The organism is Bradyrhizobium sp. USDA 3262 (assembly GCF_054060035.1).
Genome location: NZ_JBSSCT010000001.1, coordinates 3,137,729 through 3,158,683, shown reverse-complemented (window position 1 = coordinate 3,158,683; position 20,955 = coordinate 3,137,729). Strand labels below are relative to the sequence as shown.

Sequence of the window (20,955 nt, the reverse complement as noted above, 5' to 3'; positions counted from 1 at the left end):
CGTTCGTTTCAGGCAGCTTTCGCTTCGATTGGCTTAATCTTGTCCAGGTCGCTGCCAAGTTCTTGTTCGGCCATCTGCACGTCATAGGCATTCTGCAGGTTCAGCCAAAGCTGAGCAGAGGTTTTCAGAGCCTTGGACAGGCGAAGAGCAGTGTCCGCGGTAATCGAGGTCTCCTCGTTCGCGATGCGCTCAATCCTGGTACGGGGAACGCCGCAAACCTTGGCGAGTGCACCGGCCGAAATGTCGAGCGGGATGAGAAATTCCTCGCGTAGCACCTCACCGGGGTGCATCGGGGGCAGTTTCTTTGCCATATGACCCTCCTTGGTCTGGCTAATGGTAGTCAACGAACTCGACCTCCTTGGGACCTTCAGCGGTCCATGTGAAGCAGATGCGGAACTGATCGTTCACGCGGATGGAATGTTGGCCCTTGCGGTCGCCCTTCAGGGCTTCGAGGCGATTGCCGGGAGGAGCCAATAGGTCGTCTAGGTTCACAGCTGCGTGCAGATACTGGAGCTTACGGCGAGCTACCTTGAGCAGATCGGCCGGGAAGCCTTTCTTGGCTTTGCCGTTGAAGGCCGCTTCGGTCAGTTCGTCTTTGAAGCTCTTGATCATGAGCCATCTTGTATCATGTCGCGATACGGATTGCAAGGGGGCCGTATCATGGCGAGATACATTTTTGATGCGCTTTGACTTTGGGATGAGGTGATGGCCGCTCGTTCGGTAAAAATTCGCCATGATGAGGAAACCCGGGCGAAAATCAAAACCAGTCAGCTCATAAATCGGCTTTCTGATCATGTGCTTGGAAAGGTCGACATGAAACCGACGCAGGTAACGGCTGCGCTCGGCCTTTTGCGCAAGACGATTCCTGACCTTTCGGCGGCCGAGAACAAGACCGAAGTTGTTCACCGCTATGTCGCGCGCCTGCCTGAGAAGGCCGGAACCACGGACGAATGGCAGAAGCAGCACGCGCCGCAGAGCACGCTTCAGTAATCTGGCAGGCCCAAGCAGGTCCGCAAACAGCGCTGATATCCTACCCAATCTTTGCTTCGGCGGCGCGCGCGGCGGAGGGAAGACGGACGGCGTTCTTGGGGATTTCCTGGAGCATGCCGACGCCTACGGGCAGCACGCTATTGGGTTGATGCTCCGCCGGCAGCGTACCGAACTGATCGAGACCATCGAGCGATCGGAGCAGATTTATGGGCCGCTCGGCTGGCAGTATCACGAGCAGGACAAGATGTGGCGAGCGCCTGATGGGGCTCGGCTTCGGTTCGCGTATCTTGAGCGCGACGCTGACGCGGAGGCGTATCAAGGCCACAGCTATAACAAGGCTGTACGTTGAGGAGATCGGAAACTTTCCCAGTGACCGGCCAGTCCTCAAGCTCATGGCCACTCTCAGAAGCGGTGCGGGCGTCCCTGTTGGATTTAGGGCAACCGGCAATCCGGGCGGTCCAGGACATCAATGGGTCAAGGCGCGATATATTGATCCTGCTCCCATGGGCTTCCGTGTGTTCAGGGATGCAGTGAGCGGGCTCGAGCGGGTCTATATGCACGGGCAGAAATTGGAGTGAGCCTTGTCGCGAGATAAAACCTGATCGGGCAATCCAAGGTGTCGCTCGCCGGAGGCACTCGCGCGATGGATTGCCGCTTCGCGGCACCGCTATCACTACCCATCACGCGACCTTGTTAACCGGTCTCGCGACTGCACTCGCTTTCGGACCCCGCAGTCATTTCATGCCGGCGTCGCTATCACTGTCCCGAAATCGGGTGCCTCTTCAGTGGGCCTCCGCTACGCTCCGGCAACCTACCTTTAAGCGCACTCCCGGCAGACCTATTTGGGCTGAAGCATTGCGCTAGAGCATTTTCCGATCACGTTGCGTCGTAACCAGCCGCGACGAGATAATTTTGACATTCCTCGGGTGAGAAGCGTTTGAGAGCGTCGGCGATTGCTTGCCAGAGATCGGGCATGGTGTGCGCTGCCGCGGCCCGCAACAGCGCCTTCAATTTAGAGAAGGCCATTTCGATGGGGTTGAAGTCTGGACTGTAGGGCGGAAGATAGAGCAGGCTTGCTCCGACCGCCTGGATGGCCTCCCGAACGCCATGGACCTTGTGAGCGGGCAAGTTGTCCATGATAACGGTGTCGCCCGGCCGCAGCGATGGGGCGAGCAATTGCTCGACGTAGGCCAGGAAAGCGTCGCCATCCATTGGACCGTCCAGAACAAGCGGCGCGATCAGACCGTCGGAGCGCAATCCAGCGGTGAATGTCGTCGTCTTCCAATGTCCGTGTGGGATAGCTGCACGACATCGCTCGCCGCGTGGCGAGCGCCCGTAAAGCCGCGCCATTTTGGTGTTGGCGCTGGTTTCGTCGATGAAGACGAGACGCCCAGGGTCAAGATCGATTTGCCCTTCGAACCACTCCTCACGCGCGGCATTTATATCGCCGCGCCGTTGCTCGGCGGCGTGCGCTGTCTTTTTTTGAGTGTGATCTTTCTGCGCTGGAAAAAACGCCAGAGCGACGCGATGCCAGTCGATATTCCACGACGCTTCAACAGTTCTCGCAACTCGGCGAGCGTGATATCCGGCTTCGCTGTCACCGCCTCCAGAATCAATTGCGAATGCGCTTCGATGCGCTGCGATTTGCGGTCACCGCCCTGGCGTTTAGGAACGATGTCGCCAACTTCCTTGAGGCGACCGCGCCAGCGGATCGCGCTTGCCGCGCTGACACCAAAGCGCTCAGCAGCCTGTCGACAGGACATGCCACCGTCTATCGCGGCTACCACCCTTTGGCGAAGATCAACCGAAAGCGCCCTGGCCATACATGCTGACCTCCCTCGCCAGCATGCAGCTTGAATCTGACTCGCGCCGTTTTGGGAATCCCCACCCGATTCATTCCGGTCGGAAAATGCTCTAGAGTGGATCGCATCTAGAAATACACGGACGAGAATGCTGCACTTGAGCGCGCGGTGATCGACCTTCTTCCTTTTTGGAAGTAACCGCAGGGATAAAGCAAAGAAGCCGAGGTTGCCGCATGAACATTTCCCTTTGCCTGGCCATCATCTTTGCCCCTGCGGGTCTAGGGATCTCCGTTGTTGCTGCCATCTATTGGTGGAAAGCAAGCCGCGTCCCGATCCAGCATCCGGCAGCTTCGATTTCGGACGTATCCGAACAGCACATCATGAGCGGGCAGGTTGCGTTCTATGAATCCTCGCAGCTAAACAGCCGTGCTGCCGTCCTAACGGGGGTTGCCACGGTTCTTAGCGCCGTAGGTTCAGTATTTGGCGTTCTCTAGGGGGTGAGGCGACGAATCTAGAGGGCGTATAATGATGCGTCAGAGCGATTCGATCAGACCTTAATAAGCACACCGATGAGCCAAGCAATCGAGGAATTACTGAGACCGGCCCGGCTACTGGTAAAAGATGATAGTGTCTGGGACGGCCGTCATTTTATCTGGAAGCAACCCGCAAGCTGGATGCCCCAACTCACGGCCTGGCTCAGTCCGCGCTTTCGTGCGGATGGCATGCGGCGGTTGAAACCTGGCGAATTCCGCGATCTCTGCTGGGATGATCCCGACTGGTCGCGCGTGCTGGCAAAGTGCCTCACCGCCGATATCGAGTATCACACAGGGAAGCTGGCCGAGGCCATCGAATCCGCAGCGATACGCGCTTATCACGGTTGCCGCACCGCCGATGCCAGCGTCTATCACCGGGAAGGCTTGCGCACGCATGACCGAGCTGAGATGACGGGGCAATTGCAAGCAATCGTCGACGCACACCCCGAACTAAAATATCTAAAGGCACGCCTGCCGGAGGCGATTGCGGATATCGACAATACGCTCGATATCGGTTGCCTTTATGTCGTTGCGGATGATCAATCGCTGATCAAGCACGCTGCGCACTATCTCATCTATGGCAGCGAATGGATTTCAGCGGTTCTCGGTCATTCTTATCGACATGTTTTGAAGACGTATGGCGCGCCGACCCTGCTTGAGATCGACTTGCCGCTGCGTATGAGCAGTCTTGCCACGCGCGAGGAGTTGGCCGTCAAGATGCTGCGCGAGTGGACGCGCTTGTCCTGCAATCAGCCCGATTGGTCAGCGCCTATTGATTTTACGTTTATGTTGCGAACGAACATTCCGCCGGAATGGGTTGTCGGTCATTCCCATCCAAAAGAACTGACTGATCCCTTGGAGCATCGCAGCAAGTATCGCGTGCCAAACCCGGAGTGTATGCACTGCCGGGGCTTGTAGGCGGTGGTCTGCCTAATCTTCAAACCGGCGGTTACGAGACCTGCTCTCTGTTGCCTCGCGCTTCCGCTCGGTTGCGAACCGTTCTTGCAACACCGCTTTGGCAGCGTTGAGCGCACCGACAAGCGTCGAGATTTGATTGATTGGAAGTTGCTCAAGGAGCCTTAGCCGTCCCTCAAGCTTTGTTGCAAGCGAACCGCTCCAGCTCGTGGGATGAAGGCGCCGCACAATCTCCTTGAGCACAGCCGGCGGATCAGGTGCCTTGGCAAGGAGTTTCGCAGCCAACGGAAGCCATTCATGCGGCTCGCCATTCGCCGGACGCTTAAACAAGGTTGCTGATGCCGCCATCATCGGGTAGCGGATTGCAGGATCCGCGTCGCACCAGGCAAGAAGAACGTCGTGGGACACTACGCCCATCGGATTCTTCTGAAAGCGTTGAAAGTCGGAGAAGACCTGCACTGCGTTGTCTCTGGCCTTGGCGTCGCCCGAAAACGCTTCATCCAGCACGACGGTCGGACGAACCTGAAGAAGCCCAGTCATCAAGTCGTCCTGATCGTATGCGTATATGTCATCTTTCAATTACCCACATTTGACGTCGAATTTGAGCGAGGCGCCGCGGGCGAAATCTTGAATCGGTAGAATCTGTTGTGATTCGTTGTTGAGCACCTGATTCGGAAGCGCGGGGTGCTCGATGGGCTTGGTGAAGGAACGCGCGGGGGCGCGTGCTCAGCGATTGACGACCGGTATCGAGACGTGGGTTGATCGGGAAGTTGCGGGATGCGAGTTTAAGGATGAGCGGCTTGGTCGCCGGTTCTGCAAATTGCTCGCACAAATCGGGAGCGACATGGGTCAAAGCATCCCGCTGGTTTGTCAGGATTGGGCCAACACGAAGGCCGCCTATCGCTTCTTCTCCAATGAACGGGTCAACGAGGCGGATATTCTTTGCGGTCATTTCGAGGCGACGCGCGGGCGCGTAGCGGCGACGGAGGGACCGATCCTCATCCTCCATGACACGACGGAATTCAGCTTCAAGCGCGAGAAGCCGGATCTGATCGGCTTTACGGGCAAGACGGCAGGACGCACGCAGTGCGGCATCCTGATGCATTCGAGTCTCGCCGTGACGACCGAGGGGCTTCCCCTCGGACTGTCGGCAATCAAGTTCTGGACCCGCAAGAAGTTCAAGGGGACGACGGCGCTGAAGCGAAAGATCAATCCGACACGGGTGCCGATTGAGCAGAAGGAGAGCATCCGCTGGCTCGAGAATTTACGGCAATCAACCGACCTTCTCGCTGCCCCTGGACGATGCGTTCATATTGGTGATCGCGAGAGCGACATCTATGAGCTGTTTTGCCTGGCCGAGGAGGCTGGAACACATTTCCTGGTGCGAACCTGTGTTGATCGGCTCGCCGGGGACGGCAATCATACAATTGCCGACGAAATGGACGAGGTTACGATCAAGGGTCTACATCGGATCAAGGTCAAGGACGACAAAGGCGATCCCGACGACGCCGTTCTTGAGATCAGGTACCGCAAGATACGAGTCCTGCCGCCGATTGGCAAACAGACGAAATATCCCGCACTCACTCTGACCGTGATCCATGCCCAAGAGCGGGGAAGGCCGAAACGGCGAAAGAAAATCGAGTGGAAGCTCCTCACCGATCTCCCGGTCCAATCGCGCAAGGACGCCATCAATAAAATCGAATGGTACGCCTTGAGATGGAAGATCGAAGTCTTCCATAAGATCCTCAAATCGGGCTGCAAAGCAGAGGACTCAAAATTGCGAACTGCTGAGCGTCTGGTCAATCTGATCGCGGTCTTCTGCATTGTGAGTTGGCGCGTCTTCTGGATGACGATGCTCAATCGCTCCTCGCCGAATGCCGTACCGCAAATGGCGCTGACAGATCCCGAAATCAGGCTTCTTGATCATTTGGTGAAAGACAGGGGTGGTGATTGCTCTCGACGAAGCACGCTCTCGCACTATGTCGTCAAGATCGCGCGGCTCGGAGGATACTTGGCCCGAGCCAACGATCCGCCTCCAGGAAACACCGTGATCTGGCGCGGACTATCGCGGCTGAACGACATCGAACTTGGAGCCGCAATCGAGGCAACAATTATGGGTAATTGAAAGATATGTCATAGCGCCGGACGGCAGCCATCATCTTTCGGACCAAGCTCCGCACGATGGGAATGGCCTCGTCGCCGGCCAGCGAAACCTTGGCGATCCTCGCCGAGATTGGGTATGTCACCACATCGCGCAGGTTTCCCTCGAAGTCCTTCGCCGGGATGATGATCGGTACGTCGCCGCGCGCCAGGCCCGCAAGCCCGATAGCGTAGCCGAGCAGGCTCTTCCCACACCCTGAAGGCCCCGTCAGCAAGGTATTGTCGTCCTGTGCAGATCGTTTCAACACGTCATCCGACGACAGCGCCTGATCTTCGTAGACGCAAGACGTAGGAACCATGGCAGATGCCGGTCCACCGTAGGTCCGGATGAAGGCTTCGCAGTAGGTCTTCAGCAGCTGCCCGGCATCGATCAGTTCCGGGCTCAAGGCCGCGTCGATCGACGGGGCTGGCACCAATCGATGGTAAGCCGCGAAAGCACGCCACTGATCCAGCGACCACCCATCGCGCTTCATCGATGCGATTAGCCCCGGAAGGTCGTCGAGGCCGCCAATCGACACCTTGAAATCACCCGGCGGAACCGTCGATTCGGCTGGAATGGCAGGAACGAAGATCAGAGCAGCATCTGGGTACGGAACCTCGGCCCCGGCAAAGCTTCGCATCGCATCGCGCAACGCCAGCTTCTCATTCATAGCTTGCAGATACGGTTTTTCGAATTTCTTCCAGATACTCGACGCGAGGCGTACTTCCCAATCGCCGTTGTGGCCGCCACGAACGCCTGAAGTAAATCCCTTTGACTCGGCGACGAGCGCGGCACGGTCGATCGCCATGACGAGATCGATCTGCCGTTCGTCAAGACTTAAATTTGCAAGGATGACGGCCGGAATGCCCTGCGCCGATAGAAATTCATATGCGCGCGCCAGAGTGGCCCGCTCGGAAGCATGCTCAATCGGCGCACCAATGAATATCTCTATAGATGCCAACGAGGGCTCCGCAATACTGGGTAAGCTGGATACGGCAAAATCGGCGCGAGTCCTCGTCATACCCCGTCGAAGCTGATCCTTCCCTCTTGGTCTTGCTTGGCCTGAAACACCGCAATCTCGGGGTTGAGTGACCTGGCCGTAGCGACGATCTCCTGCTTGTCAGCATCCGTCATGGCGGCTCCGAGATAGAGTTCGGTTATCTCTTCGGGATGGAAAGGCTGGGCGCGGTAGTCCTTTTCGCCTTCGCCAAGCGGGATCGCAAGCCGGTATTCGCTCTCAAACCTATATTCGTTTGTCTTTGCGTAGATGATGCCTTCGAGAACCAAGCGTGCCCGTTCCGTCTGATTGCCGAACAGTGACTCCGCAGCAAAATCAGCCGTTCTTGCGAAAACCGGGGGCCGCTTCTCCTGATAGGTCACGGGGGCAAACTTCAGATATTTCGAGTCCTTCTCAACGCTCGGCGTGATCCGCAAGGCGATGCCCTGGTGTTCCTTGGCATACTCCTTCCACATGCGCGGGGATGCCTTATCGGTCGTCACGCAGAACACACGATAGTTTTGCATGAAGCCATTCGTCTCGTTTACGAACGCTTCAGACCGCGTCTTCCAGGCCTCAATGCCCGAGCCCGGCCTTCTCAGGATCTTTCTTCAGCCCGGCTTTCACAATCGCGCCGAGTTTCGGGTCGGCCCTAAACATCGTTTGCAACTTTACCACCGTCGCCCGTTGTCCCGGAGCGCAGGTCGGAGGCGCGTAAAGGTTTGCCACGATGGCATCAACAACGCCGTCCGGCATGGTCGCCAGCGCCTTCTCCAACTTGTCCGGAAAGAGGCTCTGGGCCGTCATATCTTCAAGGTCGTCATATTCAGACGGCTTCGCGAACTTGAAGCATTGCTTGCCAAGCGTCAGTTTAGCGCCCTCGACGCCCATGTATTTATAAAGCGGCGGCAGAGACATCGATCACCCGCAAAATATAGCGACATACAGTATGGGACTAATCTGCCACCCCTCATGTGCATCCGAAAGAGCAATGCAGCCATAAATTGAGGGGGCATCCGCCTACGGCGGAAACGGGCTCTATTCGCTTCGCTCACCGAGCCGCCTTTGGCGTCTCGGCCGTTCGGGTAACGATCGCCGTGCCCAAGGATTAGGCGCGCAGACGCGCCGTTAGGGACCCCCCCTCCATCGCGTGCGTTCGCCTCGCCCCTGTCCGCTTGTCATGATATTAGACAAGAAATGCGATACTCGAGCCGCGGTTCCTTGGCATGTGCGACCGGGGCAAAACCTCGGTCGCGACGGTTGACGTCGATCCGAGGTGCCAAGACCGCGGACTGCAGGAGTTCGTCAGACGACAGAAGCCGACCAGCAGCATCATGTCGCGGATCGAAAAGATGGAAGGGGCGCCTTACCCGCCAATTCTTCGTTCAGCACGTTCAGAACTCGGTCGAGCCCATAGACTTCCTCCCGGTCGGCGCGTGATTTTCCAGGCGCTCGCAGCCAACAACATCGACGTCTATGTGGATTATTCCGGCACGCTGTGGGTCAACCAGTTTCACCGCGCCGATATGCCGCCGCGCGAAGCATTGCTCGCCGAGTTGAAGGAGACCTTGACAAAGCAGGACATCACTCTGCTCGGCGCGCTCGGTTTCGAGAACGCCTATGCGCTGGTGATGCCGCGGCAGCGCGCCGATGCACTGGGTATTCATTCGATCACTGACCTGGCTGCACACGCGCCGATGCTGTCGATTGCCGGCGACTACGAGTTCTTCTCACGCCCCGAATGGGCCGCCCTGCAAAAGGCTTACGGCCTCTCATTCCGCACGCAACGACAGATGCAGCCGGATTTCATGTATGCGGCAGTGGGCTAGCGGCGAGGTCGACGTCATCGCGGGCTATGCCAGCGAGGGGCGGATCAAGGAATACGTCCTGGTGACGCTGGCCGATCCCAAGCAAGCGATCCCGCCCTATGATGCGGTGGTGCTGCTGGCGCCGCGGCGCGCGCATGAAGCGGCGTTGCAGGAGTCGCTGAAGCCGCTGCTTGGCCGGATCGACATCGCGACGATGCGCGAAGTGCGCGCCAGTGGCAGCAATGCGAACTCCTCGCCCGCCGTGGTGGCGCGTTGGCTGGCAGAGGATCGGTGAGCAGTACGCACGGGCTCATGGTGTCAAACAGTTGTGCCACGCCTCGGCATATGCGATCGCACCCTTCGCTTCGAATGTTTCCTCCATAGCGAGCCGCTCGCGCGTGCCGATGTAGGTGAACTTGTCGGCGAAGCGATTGAGACGATCGCCGCCGCGGGAGGCTTCCCGGACGACCGCGCTCGGAAGGTGCTGCACGCGCTCATCTGCACGCGTTCGGCAGGTATCGACATCACCAGGAAGATCACGCGCGACAGCGCAGCGACGAAGCCACAACGCATGGGACGGCGCTAGGGACCAGCCCGACAGGAGGTTTCATGACCACTCTCAATCTCAAGCCTGGCGACATCTTCGATTTTCCGGATGGGCGCTTCCGTTTCCTCGAGGAATGAGAAGACGAGACGCTCCTGCGTCGACCAACAGTCTCTTGCAGTTCGGTCTTTGCACCGGCGATATCAACCGTTCCGCAGACCCGGTGTTTCGACAAGGAACGGAAATCTCAGATCGTCGATGTCCTGGGCATTCTCGACCTTCGCCACCAGAGTCATCGTCAATTCGTCGCCAACATAGCGCCGGAAGATCGCGGAAGCGAAACCTAACGTGAATTCCGACAGATCGTTCGCGACCGGCGCCATCTCGCCGAGAAGCTGGCGATGCGCCTCATTCACGTCCGGTTCGGACAACGCGTCGGACATGCCATGGGCGAACACGTAGTCGGAAACGAAGAAGAATGTGTTCAGCAAAGCCTTGTTGAAATAGGCCGCCCAGTCCGCCTGCTCACTCTCGCTTTCGCTCACCGCCTTTTCGAACGCCGCGTCGATATCGTCGATTCCCGGATGATGGAAAGCGTAATTGTTACGAATCGTCGAGAGACCGCTCCCTTGGCCGAAGCGTTTCTTCAACCGGTCCAGCGCATCGGCCGCCGGGCGATCGAGTGTCGTCAGGAACTCGTTGCCGAGCGGACGTCTCAGGAAACGGTCGTCGACCAACCGCCATGCCTCCCACATCGAGACTATCATCAGCCTAACGAAGATCTGGGTCTGCGCGCCCTCCAGACGTTGCTTCGCGGGATCGTTCTCGTCGCCATTGGTCAAGACGATCACCAGCTTCCACAGCGCGTTCACCTGGTTCGAAGCATGGCCGAGCGCGAGGAAGAGGCAGCGCTCCTCCTTCGCCATCTGGCGCAGCAGCTCCTTCGAGACGTCCATTCGCAGGATGTCGAGCATCAAGGCACACCTAGCTTCGGATCGTCTGCGAGGGCCGCGCCGGCGAACCCGGCGGGATCGACGCCCCTCGCCTTCGCCCACGATGCCAAGTTTTCCGGACGGTAGGACTCATCGGTACGCCATCGGTCGAAGACCGAACCGTCGACGGTCTCGCTGATGCGGGAGATCGTGGCCTGCGCCGCACCGGGTGCCGACGCCCTGCGAATAGTAGACACGCTGGTCGGCAGTCTCAGCGGTCAGCGATCTCAGGCGCCAAACGTTCGTATTGTTGTTCAGCGTATTCCAGGTACCGTCCCAAAAAATCGCGAGACGCTTCATTGGATATCTCCAATAACGACCTACGAAATCGCGCGCCGGCGTGGCGTCATCATGGTTTGTAGTATGAGCGCATCGTCCGAAATGGACGGACAAAGCTCCCAGCAGGCTGCCGTCCAGCGAATCGAGTCGGCTCCGGCGATCAAACAGACCAAGTCAACAGAAAAAATTTCAAACCCTACCGGAAAAGTAGGCGTACCGAACCTTGCCGAACCGACGCCTCACCGCCATGTGCTCAACCGTCAGTTTTATTTATTCCTCCAAGATTCGAGAAGGTGCAATGGACCCGCGCATCACCTATTTTCCGGTCGGTAACGGCGATTGCTCGCTGATCACCCTAAGCGACAACACCCAGATCATCATCGACTGCAACACCACTGAGGAAGCGAGCGATGAGGATGACCCCAGCCGCTACGACGTGCACCAGCACCTGCTCGATTTCGGCAAGAAGCTCGGCGGTGAGATTCCTCACGTCGATGTATTCATCCTCACCCACGCCGATCAGGATCACTGCCGTGGTTTCAACACCATGTTCTACACAGGCGACCCCGCCAAATACACTGTCAAACACTCGAAGGAAGACCTGATCCTGATCGACGAACTCTGGTTTACCCACCGTATCTTCGCGAACCATGAGGGCGAACTGTCGAAGTGGGCCAAGGCCTTCAAGAAGGAAGCGCAGCGCCGCATCGACCTCCACCTCGCGGAGTCTTCCGAGCGCAACAAGGCCGGCAACCGCATCCGCGTCGTCGGCCACAGCAACAACCCGGCCTACAAGGGTCTCGGCGACCTGGTCGTGACGCCGGGCAACTACATCGACGTCATCGACCGAAAGACGAAGAAGGATTTCCGCTTCTTCGTCCACGCGCCTTTCCGCAAGGAAGTCGACGACAAACTGGCCGACCGCAACGACACCAGCGTGGTGCTGCAGGCCTGCTTCGACGTCGGCGCGACGAAGCACGCCGGTCTCGCCATGTTCGGCGGCGACGCCGGCGCGGCGATCTGGTCGAAGATCCTGGAACTCAGCGATGACGAGACTCTGGCGTTCGATCTTTTCCTTGCCCCCCACCACTGTTCGTGGACGTTCTTCAGCGAGCAGGAATACAAGCACAACAAGGTTCCGGCCAAGGATTCCCTCGCCATCCTCGGCAAGGGTCTCGACGGGGCGCGCGTGATCGCGTCGTGTAAGCCGATCAAGGACGACGACGACAATCCTCCGCACTTCGCGGCGAAGGAGGAGTACGAAAAGGCCGTCGGGGACGACAATTTCTTCAGCCTCTCGGAAGTCGGCGATCCGAAGCGCCCCCTGCCGACGACCTTCGAGATGAGCGAGGGCGGCCCCGTCCTGCTCGATCCGGAAGACGTCGGCTACGTGGACGACGTGGTCAAGAAGGTCGCGAGCACTCCACAGACCTATGGGTGAATTGCATTCCTCATCGCAGCCGGCGCAGGACGAAGAAGAGCTATCTCCGGCGATAAGGTCGGCGATCGCGGAACTGCGGGCCAAGTTCGCCGGTCAGACGGTTTCGGTGCTGCATTGGAACGCCAACTACGTCGCCGTGCCCCTCACGGTCGACGTCGAACTTCCGAGCCGGGGTCCGGTTGCCGGTGTCGACATCCGCAGGCGCGAGCCGATCGTTCTGCTGTTCAGCAGGAAATCGTTTCCGTACCTGGCGCCCTACGTCTATTCGGACCGAACCGACTTCCCGAAGACCGCGTTCCCGCACGTCAACATCACCGCACCGGGCACACCGGCATGGCTGTGCCTGCATCGTGGTTCGATCGACACCTGGTTCGCCGAGCACACCGTCGTCGATCTGGTGGAACGCGCCCGCGGCTGGTTTCGCGACGCTGCCCGCAATCGCCTTGTACCGGAGGGCGACGGCTTCGAGCCAACCCGCGCCGTTGAAACGCTGGGCACGTTCTATTATCCGCCCGGCAGCAACCTCGAACGGATTCTCTTTCACTGGAAGGCCAACGGGGGCGCCGCCGGTCACGTCGTGACGTCCTTCGATCTGCTCGACGACGAGAGCATGGCCGAAATCGGCGCGACCGGGTACGCGGTGCGGCAGGACGCGTTCGTTGCGCCGGAGTCCTACGCCGACCAGAAGTCGCTGGCTGTTGCGATCAACGTGCTGCAGGAGAAGCCGGAGTTCAAAAGCTTCCTTCAGCGCCGGCTGTTCGGCCTGCTGGTGTGGGCCGAGGAGGGCGTGGTATCGAGGAAACATTTTGGCGAACTTCCTCAAACTCTCGGTGAACTCGAGACCTGGGCCCAGGACCTCGGACTGCCGCTCACGCAGGCCCTCGCCGACTATCTGTCGCACGACCTGCAGATCATGGCGGGCGTGCCGATCGTGTTGGCGATCAGGCGGCCGCAACAAGTGCTCGGCACCGAATCCGACGTGGAGTTGCTCAACTTTCTGGTCTCCGCGGGCGGCGGACATTGGCCGACGGACGGCCGGTGGGACCCCGCCGCGACCGTCTTCCTGTCCGACCACCGCACGCCCCTGACCCCCGACTTCGCGAGACAGATCTCGGCTCTACCCGCGGATGGAGTGGCTCGACCGACGGTCGTCTTCGGCGCCGGCGCACTCGGTTCGAAGGTCACCACCCATCTCGCCCGGAGCGGCAGCGTCGCGCTCAAAATCGTCGACAACGCGAAAATCGCGCCCCACAACCTCGTCCGGCACGCGCTGGGCGGGCGAGCTATCGGCTTGGCGAAAGCAGAGGCGCTCAAGGACGATCTGGTCAAGCTCTACCCGGGTCAGCGCGATCTCCCGATCGAAGCCGTCAAGGGTTCGGCGCTTTCCCGACTGCGCAATGCGGACTTCTTCGACGGGTACTCCAATCTAATCGACATGACGGCCTCGAACATCGTGTTCAACGCGCTGCGCGATGCCGATCTCCCGGCGACGGTCCGCGTCCACCGCGCGGAGATCGCGCATCGCGGAAAGCTGGGGCTGCTCTCCATCGAAGGCGCGGGACGCAATCCGCGGATCGACGACCTGCAGACGCTGATCTATGATTCCGCGATCGAGGACGACGCGGTCGCCGCCTGGCTCGGAGAAGTGAAGGCCACGCGGGACGACCGCGTTGGCTCGGGCGGCCTCGAAGACATCCAGATCGGGCTGAGTTGCAGTTCCGCGACGATGCGTCTGGCCGACGAAGTCGTATCGTTCCACGCCGCCGCGGTGACGCGGCGGCTCCGCCCCTATCTGGCAAAGGAGGGCCCGTCCCGAACCGACGGGGCCGTCTACCGAAGCTTCCTCGGCGATGACGGGGACAGCAAGGCTTCCACTCGGTCGTTCGCTCCGACCGTCGTGCTCGACGCCGATTCTGGTTGGCAGATACGGATCGCGGCCGGCGTCGCCGAGACGATGTCGATGCTGACGCGGAAACACAGTCCGAGCGAGACTGGCGGAATTCTCGTCGGCCGCATCGCCGCCCCGAGGAAGACGATCTTCGTGACTCGGCTTGTGCCTGCACCGCCCGACAGCCGGGGCACGCCGTGGGTTTTCACGCGCGGTACCGAGAAGCTTCCCGAAGCGCTGGAGCACATCGGCAGGAGAACCGGCGGACTGCTCACCTACGTCGGTGAGTGGCACACTCACCCGATGGGCGGCTCCGATCTGAGCGACACCGACAAGGGCGCGGTGATCAGCTTGAGATCGATACTGGACAACGTCGGCCTGCCGACCCTGGTGACGATCGTGACGCCGGACGAGATCAAGCCCCACCTCTTCGAACCGACGAGCCCGCCGATCATCGTCGATCCGCCGCGCCGAAGGTTCGGCATCATCCGAGTGATCCTCGGTTGGCGGTAGAGGTCGTGGGCTTTCCCGCCTTCTGGGCCAACACCGTGCACACGAACCTGACGCCGTAGGTCGCGGCGGCGTGCCTGACGACGATCAATTGAAGCAAGAGAATGCCGAGATACACACCGCACGCCTTCCATGGCGCGACGAGGAACAGCGCGGCCATCCCGAACCCAATCAGGAACAGCGCGGCCAGACCCGTGTAGTCTCGCAGCAGCAGATAGTCGCGGTGCACCTGCATAACGGCGGGGACGTCCTGTACCTCGAGATAGAAGCGGTACCACAGGCTATTCTGCTCCTTGGGATCGCTCGGAACCTTGTTGCCGCACGCGCGCTGCAGCCGCGTGAAGTCTATCCGAGGATCGGCCTTCGCGTAAACGCTAAACGCTCGATGCCCAGGCAGAACATCGTTCCAGCGTAGAAACACCAAACGCTCCTTCGTCGCCGAATCGAGGAGACCGTTCGCGATGGTGGTCACCACGACAGCGAGACCGACAGGCAGGAGGTTCGCAGCCCCCGTAAGAGCCGCCTTGATCCCCGATAACTCGAACGTCGCCCACTGACACGCCACGTAGAATACGACGGCGTTCGCAGCGATGATCAGCCAAAGCTGCCGTCGGTTCTGCTCCTTTAGCTTCTGCGAGCTGCCCTTCTTCGCCATAAATTTTCCGTCCCCTATTGAGCATCTTGCTCGAACACCACGTAGTGGCGCGGGTCGCGGATGCACGCAACGATCGTTCATCGGGAATGCCGGCAATATGCGAAATCCCTCCACTACCGAAGTCGGACTCGCCTCATTGTTCCTGATATGTTCTAATCAATAGATGAGTGATCGACCCGCCTTTGGCGCTTTCCACCCACGAAACAGTTCCAGAAGCTGACCACCACCCCTGCCGTCGGCGAAAACGCCCCTCCGGCGGATGCTGCTGGCCCGGCCGATGACTTGCCGCCCGCATATTGGGCAGCGCTTTTGGTAGGCCATCCGCCCGGCAGATTCATGGCTTCACAGCCTGCATCGCGCCGCCACACCGGCCCGGGCCAATTATTCGTGCAAGGCGGGCAAGGCCTTCCTCCAAGGATCCGGGCGAAACGTCGGCAAGAGAAACCCGAATTCCGTCCAGACCATTCGCCTTTTCGACTGCGAATTCAGAGCCACTTCGTACCAGTACGCCCGCCATTCGAGCCCGATCGACAAGTTCATCGCCTGAAAGGACATTGCTCTTCAACCAGACATGCAACGCGCCAATGCAGGAAGCGGAGATCCCGGGCATCAACTTCACCACAAGTTCGCGTCGTCGTCCTGCTTCGAGGCGTATTGCCTGAAGCAGATCGTCGGCTGCGCCCTCCAGAATGGCGCGGGTGGTCATGGCGGCGGAAGGAACGGACGCGTACCACATTGCCATCGCTCCAAATCGCGACATGACCTGCTCGATTGCAGCCCTGTTAGGTGCGACGACGTACGCGATCCGCGCACCGACGAAAAAGCATTTCGACAATCCCATCACGGTCCATGAAATATCCGGAGCAATGTCGGTAAAGCCTGGCGGAAAATCTTCGCGAACGAGGCCCTGCGGGTCGTCCTCAAGGATCACCACGTCATGGTGACGCGCGATTTGCGCGATCTGCGCCCGCCTGCGCAATGGAATTGTGCATGCGGTCGGATTTTGCGCGTTCGGCACACAGTAAAGGAGTTTGGGCCGGTGAACATGACACGCCGTGTCAAACGCTTCAGGAATCAGCCCGTCGGCGTCGAGTGAAACCGGCACGAGGCGAATTCCAAGGATGTTCGCCGCGTCGCGTACCTGGGAGTAGGTAGACGCTTCAACCGCAATCGAGTTGCCCCGCCCGACCAGCGTCTCGAGAAGGATCAGCAACACGTTCCAGGTGCCGTTCGCCAGGAATAACCTGTCGGTCGGGATCAGGCCCCTATTGCCCCTGGCAAGGTATCTTTGCGCCGCAAGCAGATCGTCGCGGCTGCCGAGCCGCCGATGATGACGCATCTCGTCTGCACCGTCCCAACTTTTTGCCAGCGACAGTAATGTCCTTCGCAGGTACTCGTCCGCCCCCGCTACGCTGGGAGAGGTAATACGCCTAAGATCAATCATGTTCATGTTTCCCGCGCCTCGGTTGCGACCGGAACGATGGCGGCATCAGGTATCTGCCGGAGCGGTCTCGCCCCGGCTGTTTCAGTCGAGATTCAGCGATGCGAACCCTCCGCCGGTCGCGGCGGTACGCCGTCCCTGATAGCCTGCAGTGCGTCCTTCAGGGCTGCCAGTTGCCGGTTGAGATCGGCCAGTGCCCTGGCCGTGGCGCCGGCGCCCATCTCACCGACAAAGAAAAAGTGCCCTCCGTCGACGGTACGGTTCATGCCCCTCGGCCACTCCCCGGCCAGCGCGCGCAGCCTGGTCCAGCTCTCGCACGGCAACCGGTTCAGGTCAGCTCCTGCCAGATGGTTGCGCAACAGGCCCATCAGACCAATGGCGCTCCATATCGCAGCGTCCGCCAAAGCGTGTTCCGCATCGCTCGAAGCCGTCGGCGAGATCGTTGCGCATAGCGGCGCCTGCTCGAAGGCGAAGGCCTGCGAGTCTGCGAGGGCCGCTTCAACGCTCGTGAACCGTCCATCCACACCGAGGCGATCGACCTCGCCGCGAAGCATGAGCGGGCCCTCGCCGTGATAGTGGATGCTGTGCGTTTCCGCGCAGATGATCGTGCGGCCGGCCAGCCGGTTGACCTCTTCAAGGCCGGCGATCGTGCTGTAATGGTACAGGCTGGAATCCCACAGACCGTCTGCCCGAACCGGCTCGTCCTGCGCCAGACGGGGCGAAAGGCCGGGCCATGGCGGGCGCGCGCAAAGCGACACAAAGCCGGTCACGGGGACACCGCGCTCCATCAGGGCACGGTTGAGACGCAGCACGCCCTTGCCAGCCATGCTCCAGCCGGCGAGCAGCACCGGGCGCCGGCCAACCATATTCGCCGTGATTTCCGCGACACCTGCCGCCCATCGCGATAGCGTCATCAAGGGATCCGGCCTTGAAAACACCGGGTGGCTGGTCGGGTAGGAAATGGCGAGCAGCGCCAGTCCACAGGCTTCGAGATGGTGGTCCAGAAAATCCTCTCGCCGCGCTCCGGGATGACCATAGGCCACGCGTGCCAGGTGCGCTCCTCCTGGCAGGAACAGCACGACGGGCCCACCGGTTTCGAGGCGGGCATGCACCAGGAACTCGCCTGCTTCATTCGCGACGAGCTGTTCCCGGTCGAAGGGCCGCGATCGCTCCCCTGCCCTTCGTTCGAGCCCGGACAAGGTCATGAAAGGTCCTCCCGGGATGCAGTCGCATGCTCTGGCGCCAGCCCGACCTTGCTGGCGATGTTGCGATCGCTCGCGCAGGCATCAGTCATCGGAGCTCTCGCCGGTCAGAGCGATCCAGTGCGGGCGGGCCAGTGGATGATCGCGCAGGATCGCCTGCCGACCTTCATCGAGGCGCGCCAGATGACGCCGGCGCTGGCGCTCGCTGCGCCAGACGGCGAGCTTCTCCAGGTAGGCTGCGCCTCCTTCGAGCAGGGTGAGCAGATAGCTCGCATCTTTTGTCGAAGTCTGACGCCGGTTACCGACGCGGACGTAGACAGGTGAAGTATGGGCACCGATGTCGATGGGATGTTGCGTATGCAACCTGCCGCGACCGAAGCAACGCGCCGCAATCCATGAGCTGCGGTCGATGGTAACTGTTGCATCAAGGGTAGCCGAAAGTCCGTCAGCACCTGCTTTCGCGCTGGCGACGACCTCGCCGTTCTGTACGAGGTCGATGACTTCAAATGGCTGGGCCGAACGGGCCTGCGCCGTGATACGTACCTGTCCGCCCCCCTCGGCCAGCTGAATCTCTTCGCCCGGCATCCTGCCGTCGACGTCCAGTTCCAGCATCGGGCCGGTGGAGACAAAAGTATGTCCATGTGCAATGGCGCTGCACCACCTTGCATAATCGAATTGCGCCCTATCGCCAAGAAAAGCATAGGTGCGCAGCGCGCCCAGCGCGGTACCACTGGACATCTTGTCGGTACCTCCGACGGCTGGCAGGCGGTAGCCCGCATTGAGGTAGGCGTACCATTGCCGGACGCCGGGACAGTCAAACGGCGTCTCTCCCCAATGGCCGTCGATGTGGAGATGGGCGGTGAAGTCGAAGTTGAACCATCTGACTTCCACAGCGTCGATCAACCCGAGCGCAATGGCCGCGGTCGCCTCCGCATGCGGCGTAGGGATCAGCTGGTTGAACACGAGGCCGCCCTGCATCTTGCAGGCCGCACACCAGTCGACAAGGCTGACGTCTTCCCAACCGCCGATATCATCCCGCTCCGCCCCGCCGCTCGACAGCGGCAGGACAGGTTCCTTCAGGTTCAGCAAGAAAACGTCGCCCATCATGTGATGGCGATTTTCGCTGTCGATGCGCACGATTCGATCGGACAAGCCGCTGTTGTATTCGCGCGCGATGCCGTGCCCGACACCTGTGAAAGCGCGCCCCCATTGAGCGGCCAGAAGGTTGGTGACGTTGACGTCTTCCGCCGCGCTCTCCAGCGTCGCCGTGACCGGGTCAAGAAAGTGGACGTGGACATCGCCGCAATACCAGCCGCGCCGGCGGATATCGCTCCACCGCTCGAGCTCGAAGAGCAGTTCGGTTTGGCCTTGCCGGATCTCGAGAGCTGTGCGTATGACCTTGTATTCAAAGCCGTGAACGATTTCTGCGGCGACCTTTCCAACGGGCAGCACGATTTCGAAACGGCCCGGAACGTAGGCGTAACTCATGCTGCCCAGTTCGAGATCGCCACCGACGTGCTGGCCCCAGGCATCGTCGACAAACGCGGTATGAGCGAGCGGTGGCAAATACTCGCCGGCGGCGCCGCGGAAGTGAACGCGTGAGGGCAGGTCCTGGCCGTCGCTGGCGTCCACGACCCTCACCTTGAGCCGTACCCGGTCGTGAGCGGCCAGCCTGACGGGTGAGTTGTTCTCGAGAATATCCTGCCAGCGAAAGCTGAGCAGCGAACTCCCCTTGCGCAGGAGCAGGCGAGCCTGCTGCGCTGCTGTAATTTCGGCATGGACCAGCGAGGCAGGCTGCTTCGTCACCGGAGCTCCCCAGCCCTTGACCGGAGCCGCCAGCCACTCGTCGAGCGATTGCGGCGGCAAGGCCGAGCATCGGGTAATCGTCCCCAGATCAACGGCCAGAGCCAGCTCTTGCGGGGCAAAACCATCGACCGGGACAAACCGGAGACCCGGCGTGCAGTCGTCCGCACAAGCCTCGCTGAGCTTCGTACCAGGCAGGGCGGCAAGGTCGATGATCACGCCTTCCCGCGGCCCGCGGCGCAGCGGATTGGCTGAATCGATCGAGAGTGTGATGCCTGCAACGAAAACCACATCGGCATGTCGGGCCGTCAAGCCGATCGCAACGATCTCTTTCATCGGCGAAGGGTTTTCGAGCGCCATCAACCAGCAGGTCTGGCGGCTGTCTGCTGGCCCGGTCGTGATGCCGGTGAAGCGGGCGCGGCTGTCGAGCGGTCCGTCCTGACGCTCCGTGCCCCGGTGCACCGGCTGGTAGGCGGTATGAGGCAGTGCGGCATAGGCTTGCGTGCCGAGTGTCCCCTGCCGCCCCGCGATTTCAAATCCTCGTCGCACGGGAATTTCTGCGCGTCCGCCATCGGCGAACAGGATCGTATAAGTCGCCAGCAGGTCTCCGGTCTTTGCATCCGACTGCTCGAGGTCAGTAAAATGGGCAACCAGAATGCCGGCAGCGCGCTGCGGCTGGTGCAAGTGGATTGTCGCCTGCTGCGCGAGGAGACCAGCCTGGTCAGTCAATGCAAGCCAGCGGCACCCGCCGTTGAGCGCGGGATCGACGAGGTCAAACGGAATGCCATAAAAGTACTGATGGCCCGTCAGGAAGCCTTCGAGGTCGGCGCCGCCACCGGACGGCCATTGCCGCACCGCGGGTCCCCTCTCGCTCCAGCACCACCGGCCGTCCGCGGCCTGTTGCGGTCCGGCATTCGCACGCGGGCCCAGATCGACCGGAATAAAGCGGCGAGCGCCCGTTGCGGAAATCTCAAGGTCAGGCTGAACAGGCTTCATTTCGCCAGGATCGATTGCC

General features: G+C 60.4%; 22 protein-coding genes and 1 pseudogene. 7 read left to right on the top strand and 16 right to left on the bottom strand.

The genetic code is table 11. From position 1 onward, the window contains the following. Nucleotides 1-8: 8 nt before the first annotated feature. Together ACVWYP_RS14635 and ACVWYP_RS14630 are read right to left on the bottom strand one after the other, a co-directional pair. Nucleotides 9-311 (bottom strand): HigA family addiction module antitoxin, encoded by a 303-nt coding sequence (locus ACVWYP_RS14635; RefSeq protein ID WP_304498969.1) that lies wholly within the window; start codon nt 309-311, stop codon nt 9-11. A 19-nt stretch (nt 312-330) separates the two neighbouring features. Next, nucleotides 331-612 (bottom strand): type II toxin-antitoxin system RelE/ParE family toxin, encoded by a 282-nt coding sequence (locus ACVWYP_RS14630; RefSeq protein WP_304498968.1) that lies wholly within the window; start codon nt 610-612, stop codon nt 331-333. Nucleotides 613-705: 93 nt separating this feature from the next. Between ACVWYP_RS14630 and ACVWYP_RS14625 the strand changes: the two genes are divergently transcribed. Next, complete coding sequence (locus tag ACVWYP_RS14625) at nt 706-990, top strand: hypothetical protein (RefSeq protein ID WP_304498967.1); 285 nt, start codon at nt 706-708, stop codon at nt 988-990. A 40-nt stretch (nt 991-1,030) separates the two neighbouring features. Here ACVWYP_RS14625 and ACVWYP_RS14620 read toward each other — a convergent pair whose 3' ends face one another. From ACVWYP_RS14620 to ACVWYP_RS14610, 3 genes are all read right to left on the bottom strand, one after another. Then, on the bottom strand, nt 1,031-1,384 hold the full coding sequence (locus ACVWYP_RS14620) for a hypothetical protein (RefSeq protein WP_304498966.1): 354 nt from the start codon (nt 1,382-1,384) through the stop codon (nt 1,031-1,033). A 482-nt stretch (nt 1,385-1,866) separates the two neighbouring features. After that, nucleotides 1,867-2,529 (bottom strand): IS630 family transposase, encoded by a 663-nt coding sequence (locus tag ACVWYP_RS14615; RefSeq protein WP_304500230.1) that lies wholly within the window; start codon nt 2,527-2,529, stop codon nt 1,867-1,869. After that, nucleotides 2,430-2,813, bottom strand: coding sequence for a transposase (locus ACVWYP_RS14610; protein ID WP_304498965.1), 384 nt, complete (start codon nt 2,811-2,813; stop codon nt 2,430-2,432). The genes ACVWYP_RS14615 and ACVWYP_RS14610 overlap by 100 nt, the downstream gene beginning before the upstream one ends. Nucleotides 2,814-3,025: 212 nt before the next feature. Between ACVWYP_RS14610 and ACVWYP_RS14605 the strand changes: the two genes are divergently transcribed. Continuing rightward, nucleotides 3,026-3,286 carry a hypothetical protein gene (locus ACVWYP_RS14605; RefSeq protein ID WP_304498964.1) on the top strand — a complete coding sequence of 87 codons (261 nt, stop codon included), beginning with the start codon at nt 3,026-3,028 and terminating at the stop codon, nt 3,284-3,286. A gap of 75 nt (nt 3,287-3,361) precedes the next feature. Beyond that, complete coding sequence (locus ACVWYP_RS14600; protein WP_304498963.1) at nt 3,362-4,243, top strand: hypothetical protein; 882 nt, start codon at nt 3,362-3,364, stop codon at nt 4,241-4,243. Between the two features lie 12 nt (nt 4,244-4,255). Here ACVWYP_RS14600 and ACVWYP_RS14595 read toward each other — a convergent pair whose 3' ends face one another. Beyond that, nucleotides 4,256-4,780: a hypothetical protein gene (locus ACVWYP_RS14595; protein WP_456684113.1), complete on the bottom strand. Its 525-nt coding sequence runs from the start codon at nt 4,778-4,780 to the stop codon at nt 4,256-4,258. A 151-nt stretch (nt 4,781-4,931) separates the two neighbouring features. Here ACVWYP_RS14595 and ACVWYP_RS14590 point away from each other — a divergent pair, with 151 nt between their 5' ends. Beyond that, entirely contained in the window at nt 4,932-6,365 is a 1,434-nt protein-coding gene (locus tag ACVWYP_RS14590) for an IS4 family transposase (RefSeq protein ID WP_304497169.1), read from the top strand. Here ACVWYP_RS14590 and ACVWYP_RS14585 read toward each other — a convergent pair. The 3 genes from ACVWYP_RS14585 to ACVWYP_RS14575 are packed head-to-tail and all read right to left on the bottom strand — an operon-like array spanning nt 6,352 to nt 8,295. Next, nucleotides 6,352-7,341, bottom strand: a complete 990-nt coding sequence (locus ACVWYP_RS14585; protein WP_456684112.1) for an NERD domain-containing protein — start codon at nt 7,339-7,341, stop codon at nt 6,352-6,354. The two genes, ACVWYP_RS14590 and ACVWYP_RS14585, sit on opposite strands and share 14 nt — an antisense overlap. Before the next feature lie 56 nt (nt 7,342-7,397). After that, entirely contained in the window at nt 7,398-7,904 is a 507-nt protein-coding gene (locus tag ACVWYP_RS14580; RefSeq protein WP_304498961.1) for a DUF2971 domain-containing protein, read from the bottom strand. A 49-nt stretch (nt 7,905-7,953) separates the two neighbouring features. Then, nucleotides 7,954-8,295, bottom strand: a complete 342-nt coding sequence (locus ACVWYP_RS14575) for a hypothetical protein (protein ID WP_304498960.1) — start codon at nt 8,293-8,295, stop codon at nt 7,954-7,956. Nucleotides 8,296-8,804: 509 nt separating this feature from the next. On the opposite strand from ACVWYP_RS14575, the pseudogene ACVWYP_RS14570 reads away from it, so the two are divergent. Beyond that, nucleotides 8,805-9,480 (top strand): annotated as a pseudogene (locus tag ACVWYP_RS14570) (glycine betaine ABC transporter substrate-binding protein); the annotation flags it as partial. A 15-nt stretch (nt 9,481-9,495) separates the two neighbouring features. Here the strand turns inward: ACVWYP_RS14570 and ACVWYP_RS14565 are convergent. From ACVWYP_RS14565 to ACVWYP_RS14555, 3 genes are all read right to left on the bottom strand, one after another. Continuing rightward, nucleotides 9,496-9,675, bottom strand: a complete 180-nt coding sequence (locus ACVWYP_RS14565; protein ID WP_304498959.1) for a hypothetical protein — start codon at nt 9,673-9,675, stop codon at nt 9,496-9,498. 257 nt (nt 9,676-9,932) lie between these two features. Then, nucleotides 9,933-10,703 (bottom strand): hypothetical protein, encoded by a 771-nt coding sequence (locus ACVWYP_RS14560; RefSeq protein WP_304498958.1) that lies wholly within the window; start codon nt 10,701-10,703, stop codon nt 9,933-9,935. 108 nt (nt 10,704-10,811) lie between these two features. Then, a complete protein-coding gene (locus tag ACVWYP_RS14555; protein WP_369525565.1) occupies nt 10,812-11,021 on the bottom strand; it encodes a phospholipase effector Tle1 domain-containing protein in 210 nt (69 codons plus the stop codon). Nucleotides 11,022-11,298: 277 nt separating this feature from the next. Between ACVWYP_RS14555 and ACVWYP_RS14550 the strand changes: the two genes are divergently transcribed. Together ACVWYP_RS14550 and ACVWYP_RS14545 are read left to right on the top strand one after the other, a co-directional pair. Next, nucleotides 11,299-12,441: an MBL fold metallo-hydrolase gene (locus tag ACVWYP_RS14550; RefSeq protein ID WP_304498957.1), complete on the top strand. Its 1,143-nt coding sequence runs from the start codon at nt 11,299-11,301 to the stop codon at nt 12,439-12,441. Next, nucleotides 12,434-14,842, top strand: coding sequence for a ThiF family adenylyltransferase (locus ACVWYP_RS14545; protein WP_304498956.1), 2,409 nt, complete (start codon nt 12,434-12,436; stop codon nt 14,840-14,842). Before ACVWYP_RS14550 ends, ACVWYP_RS14545 begins: the two co-directional genes overlap by 8 nt. Here the strand turns inward: ACVWYP_RS14545 and ACVWYP_RS14540 are convergent. The 4 genes from ACVWYP_RS14540 to ACVWYP_RS14525 form a co-directional block, all read right to left on the bottom strand. Continuing rightward, on the bottom strand, nt 14,814-15,494 hold the full coding sequence (locus tag ACVWYP_RS14540; protein WP_304498955.1) for a hypothetical protein: 681 nt from the start codon (nt 15,492-15,494) through the stop codon (nt 14,814-14,816). The genes ACVWYP_RS14545 and ACVWYP_RS14540 overlap by 29 nt on opposite strands. A gap of 334 nt (nt 15,495-15,828) precedes the next feature. After that, nucleotides 15,829-16,944 carry an aminotransferase class I/II-fold pyridoxal phosphate-dependent enzyme gene (locus ACVWYP_RS14535; protein WP_304498954.1) on the bottom strand — a complete coding sequence of 372 codons (1,116 nt, stop codon included), beginning with the start codon at nt 16,942-16,944 and terminating at the stop codon, nt 15,829-15,831. An 86-nt stretch (nt 16,945-17,030) separates the two neighbouring features. Continuing rightward, the gene (locus ACVWYP_RS14530) at nt 17,031-18,140 is read right to left on the bottom strand and encodes a hypothetical protein (protein ID WP_304498953.1); all 1,110 of its coding nucleotides are present in this window, start codon (nt 18,138-18,140) and stop codon (nt 17,031-17,033) included. 81 nt (nt 18,141-18,221) lie between these two features. Continuing rightward, entirely contained in the window at nt 18,222-20,936 is a 2,715-nt protein-coding gene (locus ACVWYP_RS14525) for a CehA/McbA family metallohydrolase (protein ID WP_304498952.1), read from the bottom strand. Between the last annotated feature and the right edge of the window lie 19 nt (nt 20,937-20,955).

What these genes read in the sequence shown, in the direction of transcription:
- ACVWYP_RS14635 (WP_304498969.1), bottom strand. Translation starts at nt 311, where the DNA reads ATGGCAAAGAAACTGCCCCCGATGCACCCCGGTGAGGTGCTACGCGAG.
- ACVWYP_RS14630 (WP_304498968.1), bottom strand. Translation starts at nt 612, where the DNA reads ATGATCAAGAGCTTCAAAGACGAACTGACCGAAGCGGCCTTCAACGGC.
- ACVWYP_RS14625 (WP_304498967.1), top strand. Translation starts at nt 706, where the DNA reads ATGGCCGCTCGTTCGGTAAAAATTCGCCATGATGAGGAAACCCGGGCG.
- ACVWYP_RS14620 (WP_304498966.1), bottom strand. Translation starts at nt 1,384, where the DNA reads ATGAGCTTGAGGACTGGCCGGTCACTGGGAAAGTTTCCGATCTCCTCA.
- ACVWYP_RS14610 (WP_304498965.1), bottom strand. Translation starts at nt 2,813, where the DNA reads ATGGCCAGGGCGCTTTCGGTTGATCTTCGCCAAAGGGTGGTAGCCGCG.
- ACVWYP_RS14605 (WP_304498964.1), top strand. Translation starts at nt 3,026, where the DNA reads ATGAACATTTCCCTTTGCCTGGCCATCATCTTTGCCCCTGCGGGTCTA.
- ACVWYP_RS14600 (WP_304498963.1), top strand. Translation starts at nt 3,362, where the DNA reads ATGAGCCAAGCAATCGAGGAATTACTGAGACCGGCCCGGCTACTGGTA.
- ACVWYP_RS14595 (WP_456684113.1), bottom strand. Translation starts at nt 4,780, where the DNA reads ATGACTGGGCTTCTTCAGGTTCGTCCGACCGTCGTGCTGGATGAAGCG.
- ACVWYP_RS14590 (WP_304497169.1), top strand. Translation starts at nt 4,932, where the DNA reads ATGGGCTTGGTGAAGGAACGCGCGGGGGCGCGTGCTCAGCGATTGACG.
- ACVWYP_RS14580 (WP_304498961.1), bottom strand. Translation starts at nt 7,904, where the DNA reads ATGCAAAACTATCGTGTGTTCTGCGTGACGACCGATAAGGCATCCCCG.
- ACVWYP_RS14575 (WP_304498960.1), bottom strand. Translation starts at nt 8,295, where the DNA reads ATGTCTCTGCCGCCGCTTTATAAATACATGGGCGTCGAGGGCGCTAAA.
- ACVWYP_RS14560 (WP_304498958.1), bottom strand. Translation starts at nt 10,703, where the DNA reads ATGCTCGACATCCTGCGAATGGACGTCTCGAAGGAGCTGCTGCGCCAG.
- ACVWYP_RS14555 (WP_369525565.1), bottom strand. Translation starts at nt 11,021, where the DNA reads ATGAAGCGTCTCGCGATTTTTTGGGACGGTACCTGGAATACGCTGAAC.
- ACVWYP_RS14550 (WP_304498957.1), top strand. Translation starts at nt 11,299, where the DNA reads ATGGACCCGCGCATCACCTATTTTCCGGTCGGTAACGGCGATTGCTCG.
- ACVWYP_RS14545 (WP_304498956.1), top strand. Translation starts at nt 12,434, where the DNA reads ATGGGTGAATTGCATTCCTCATCGCAGCCGGCGCAGGACGAAGAAGAG.
- ACVWYP_RS14540 (WP_304498955.1), bottom strand. Translation starts at nt 15,494, where the DNA reads ATGGCGAAGAAGGGCAGCTCGCAGAAGCTAAAGGAGCAGAACCGACGG.
- ACVWYP_RS14535 (WP_304498954.1), bottom strand. Translation starts at nt 16,944, where the DNA reads ATGAACATGATTGATCTTAGGCGTATTACCTCTCCCAGCGTAGCGGGG.
- ACVWYP_RS14530 (WP_304498953.1), bottom strand. Translation starts at nt 18,140, where the DNA reads ATGACCTTGTCCGGGCTCGAACGAAGGGCAGGGGAGCGATCGCGGCCC.
- ACVWYP_RS14525 (WP_304498952.1), bottom strand. Translation starts at nt 20,936, where the DNA reads ATGAAGCCTGTTCAGCCTGACCTTGAGATTTCCGCAACGGGCGCTCGC.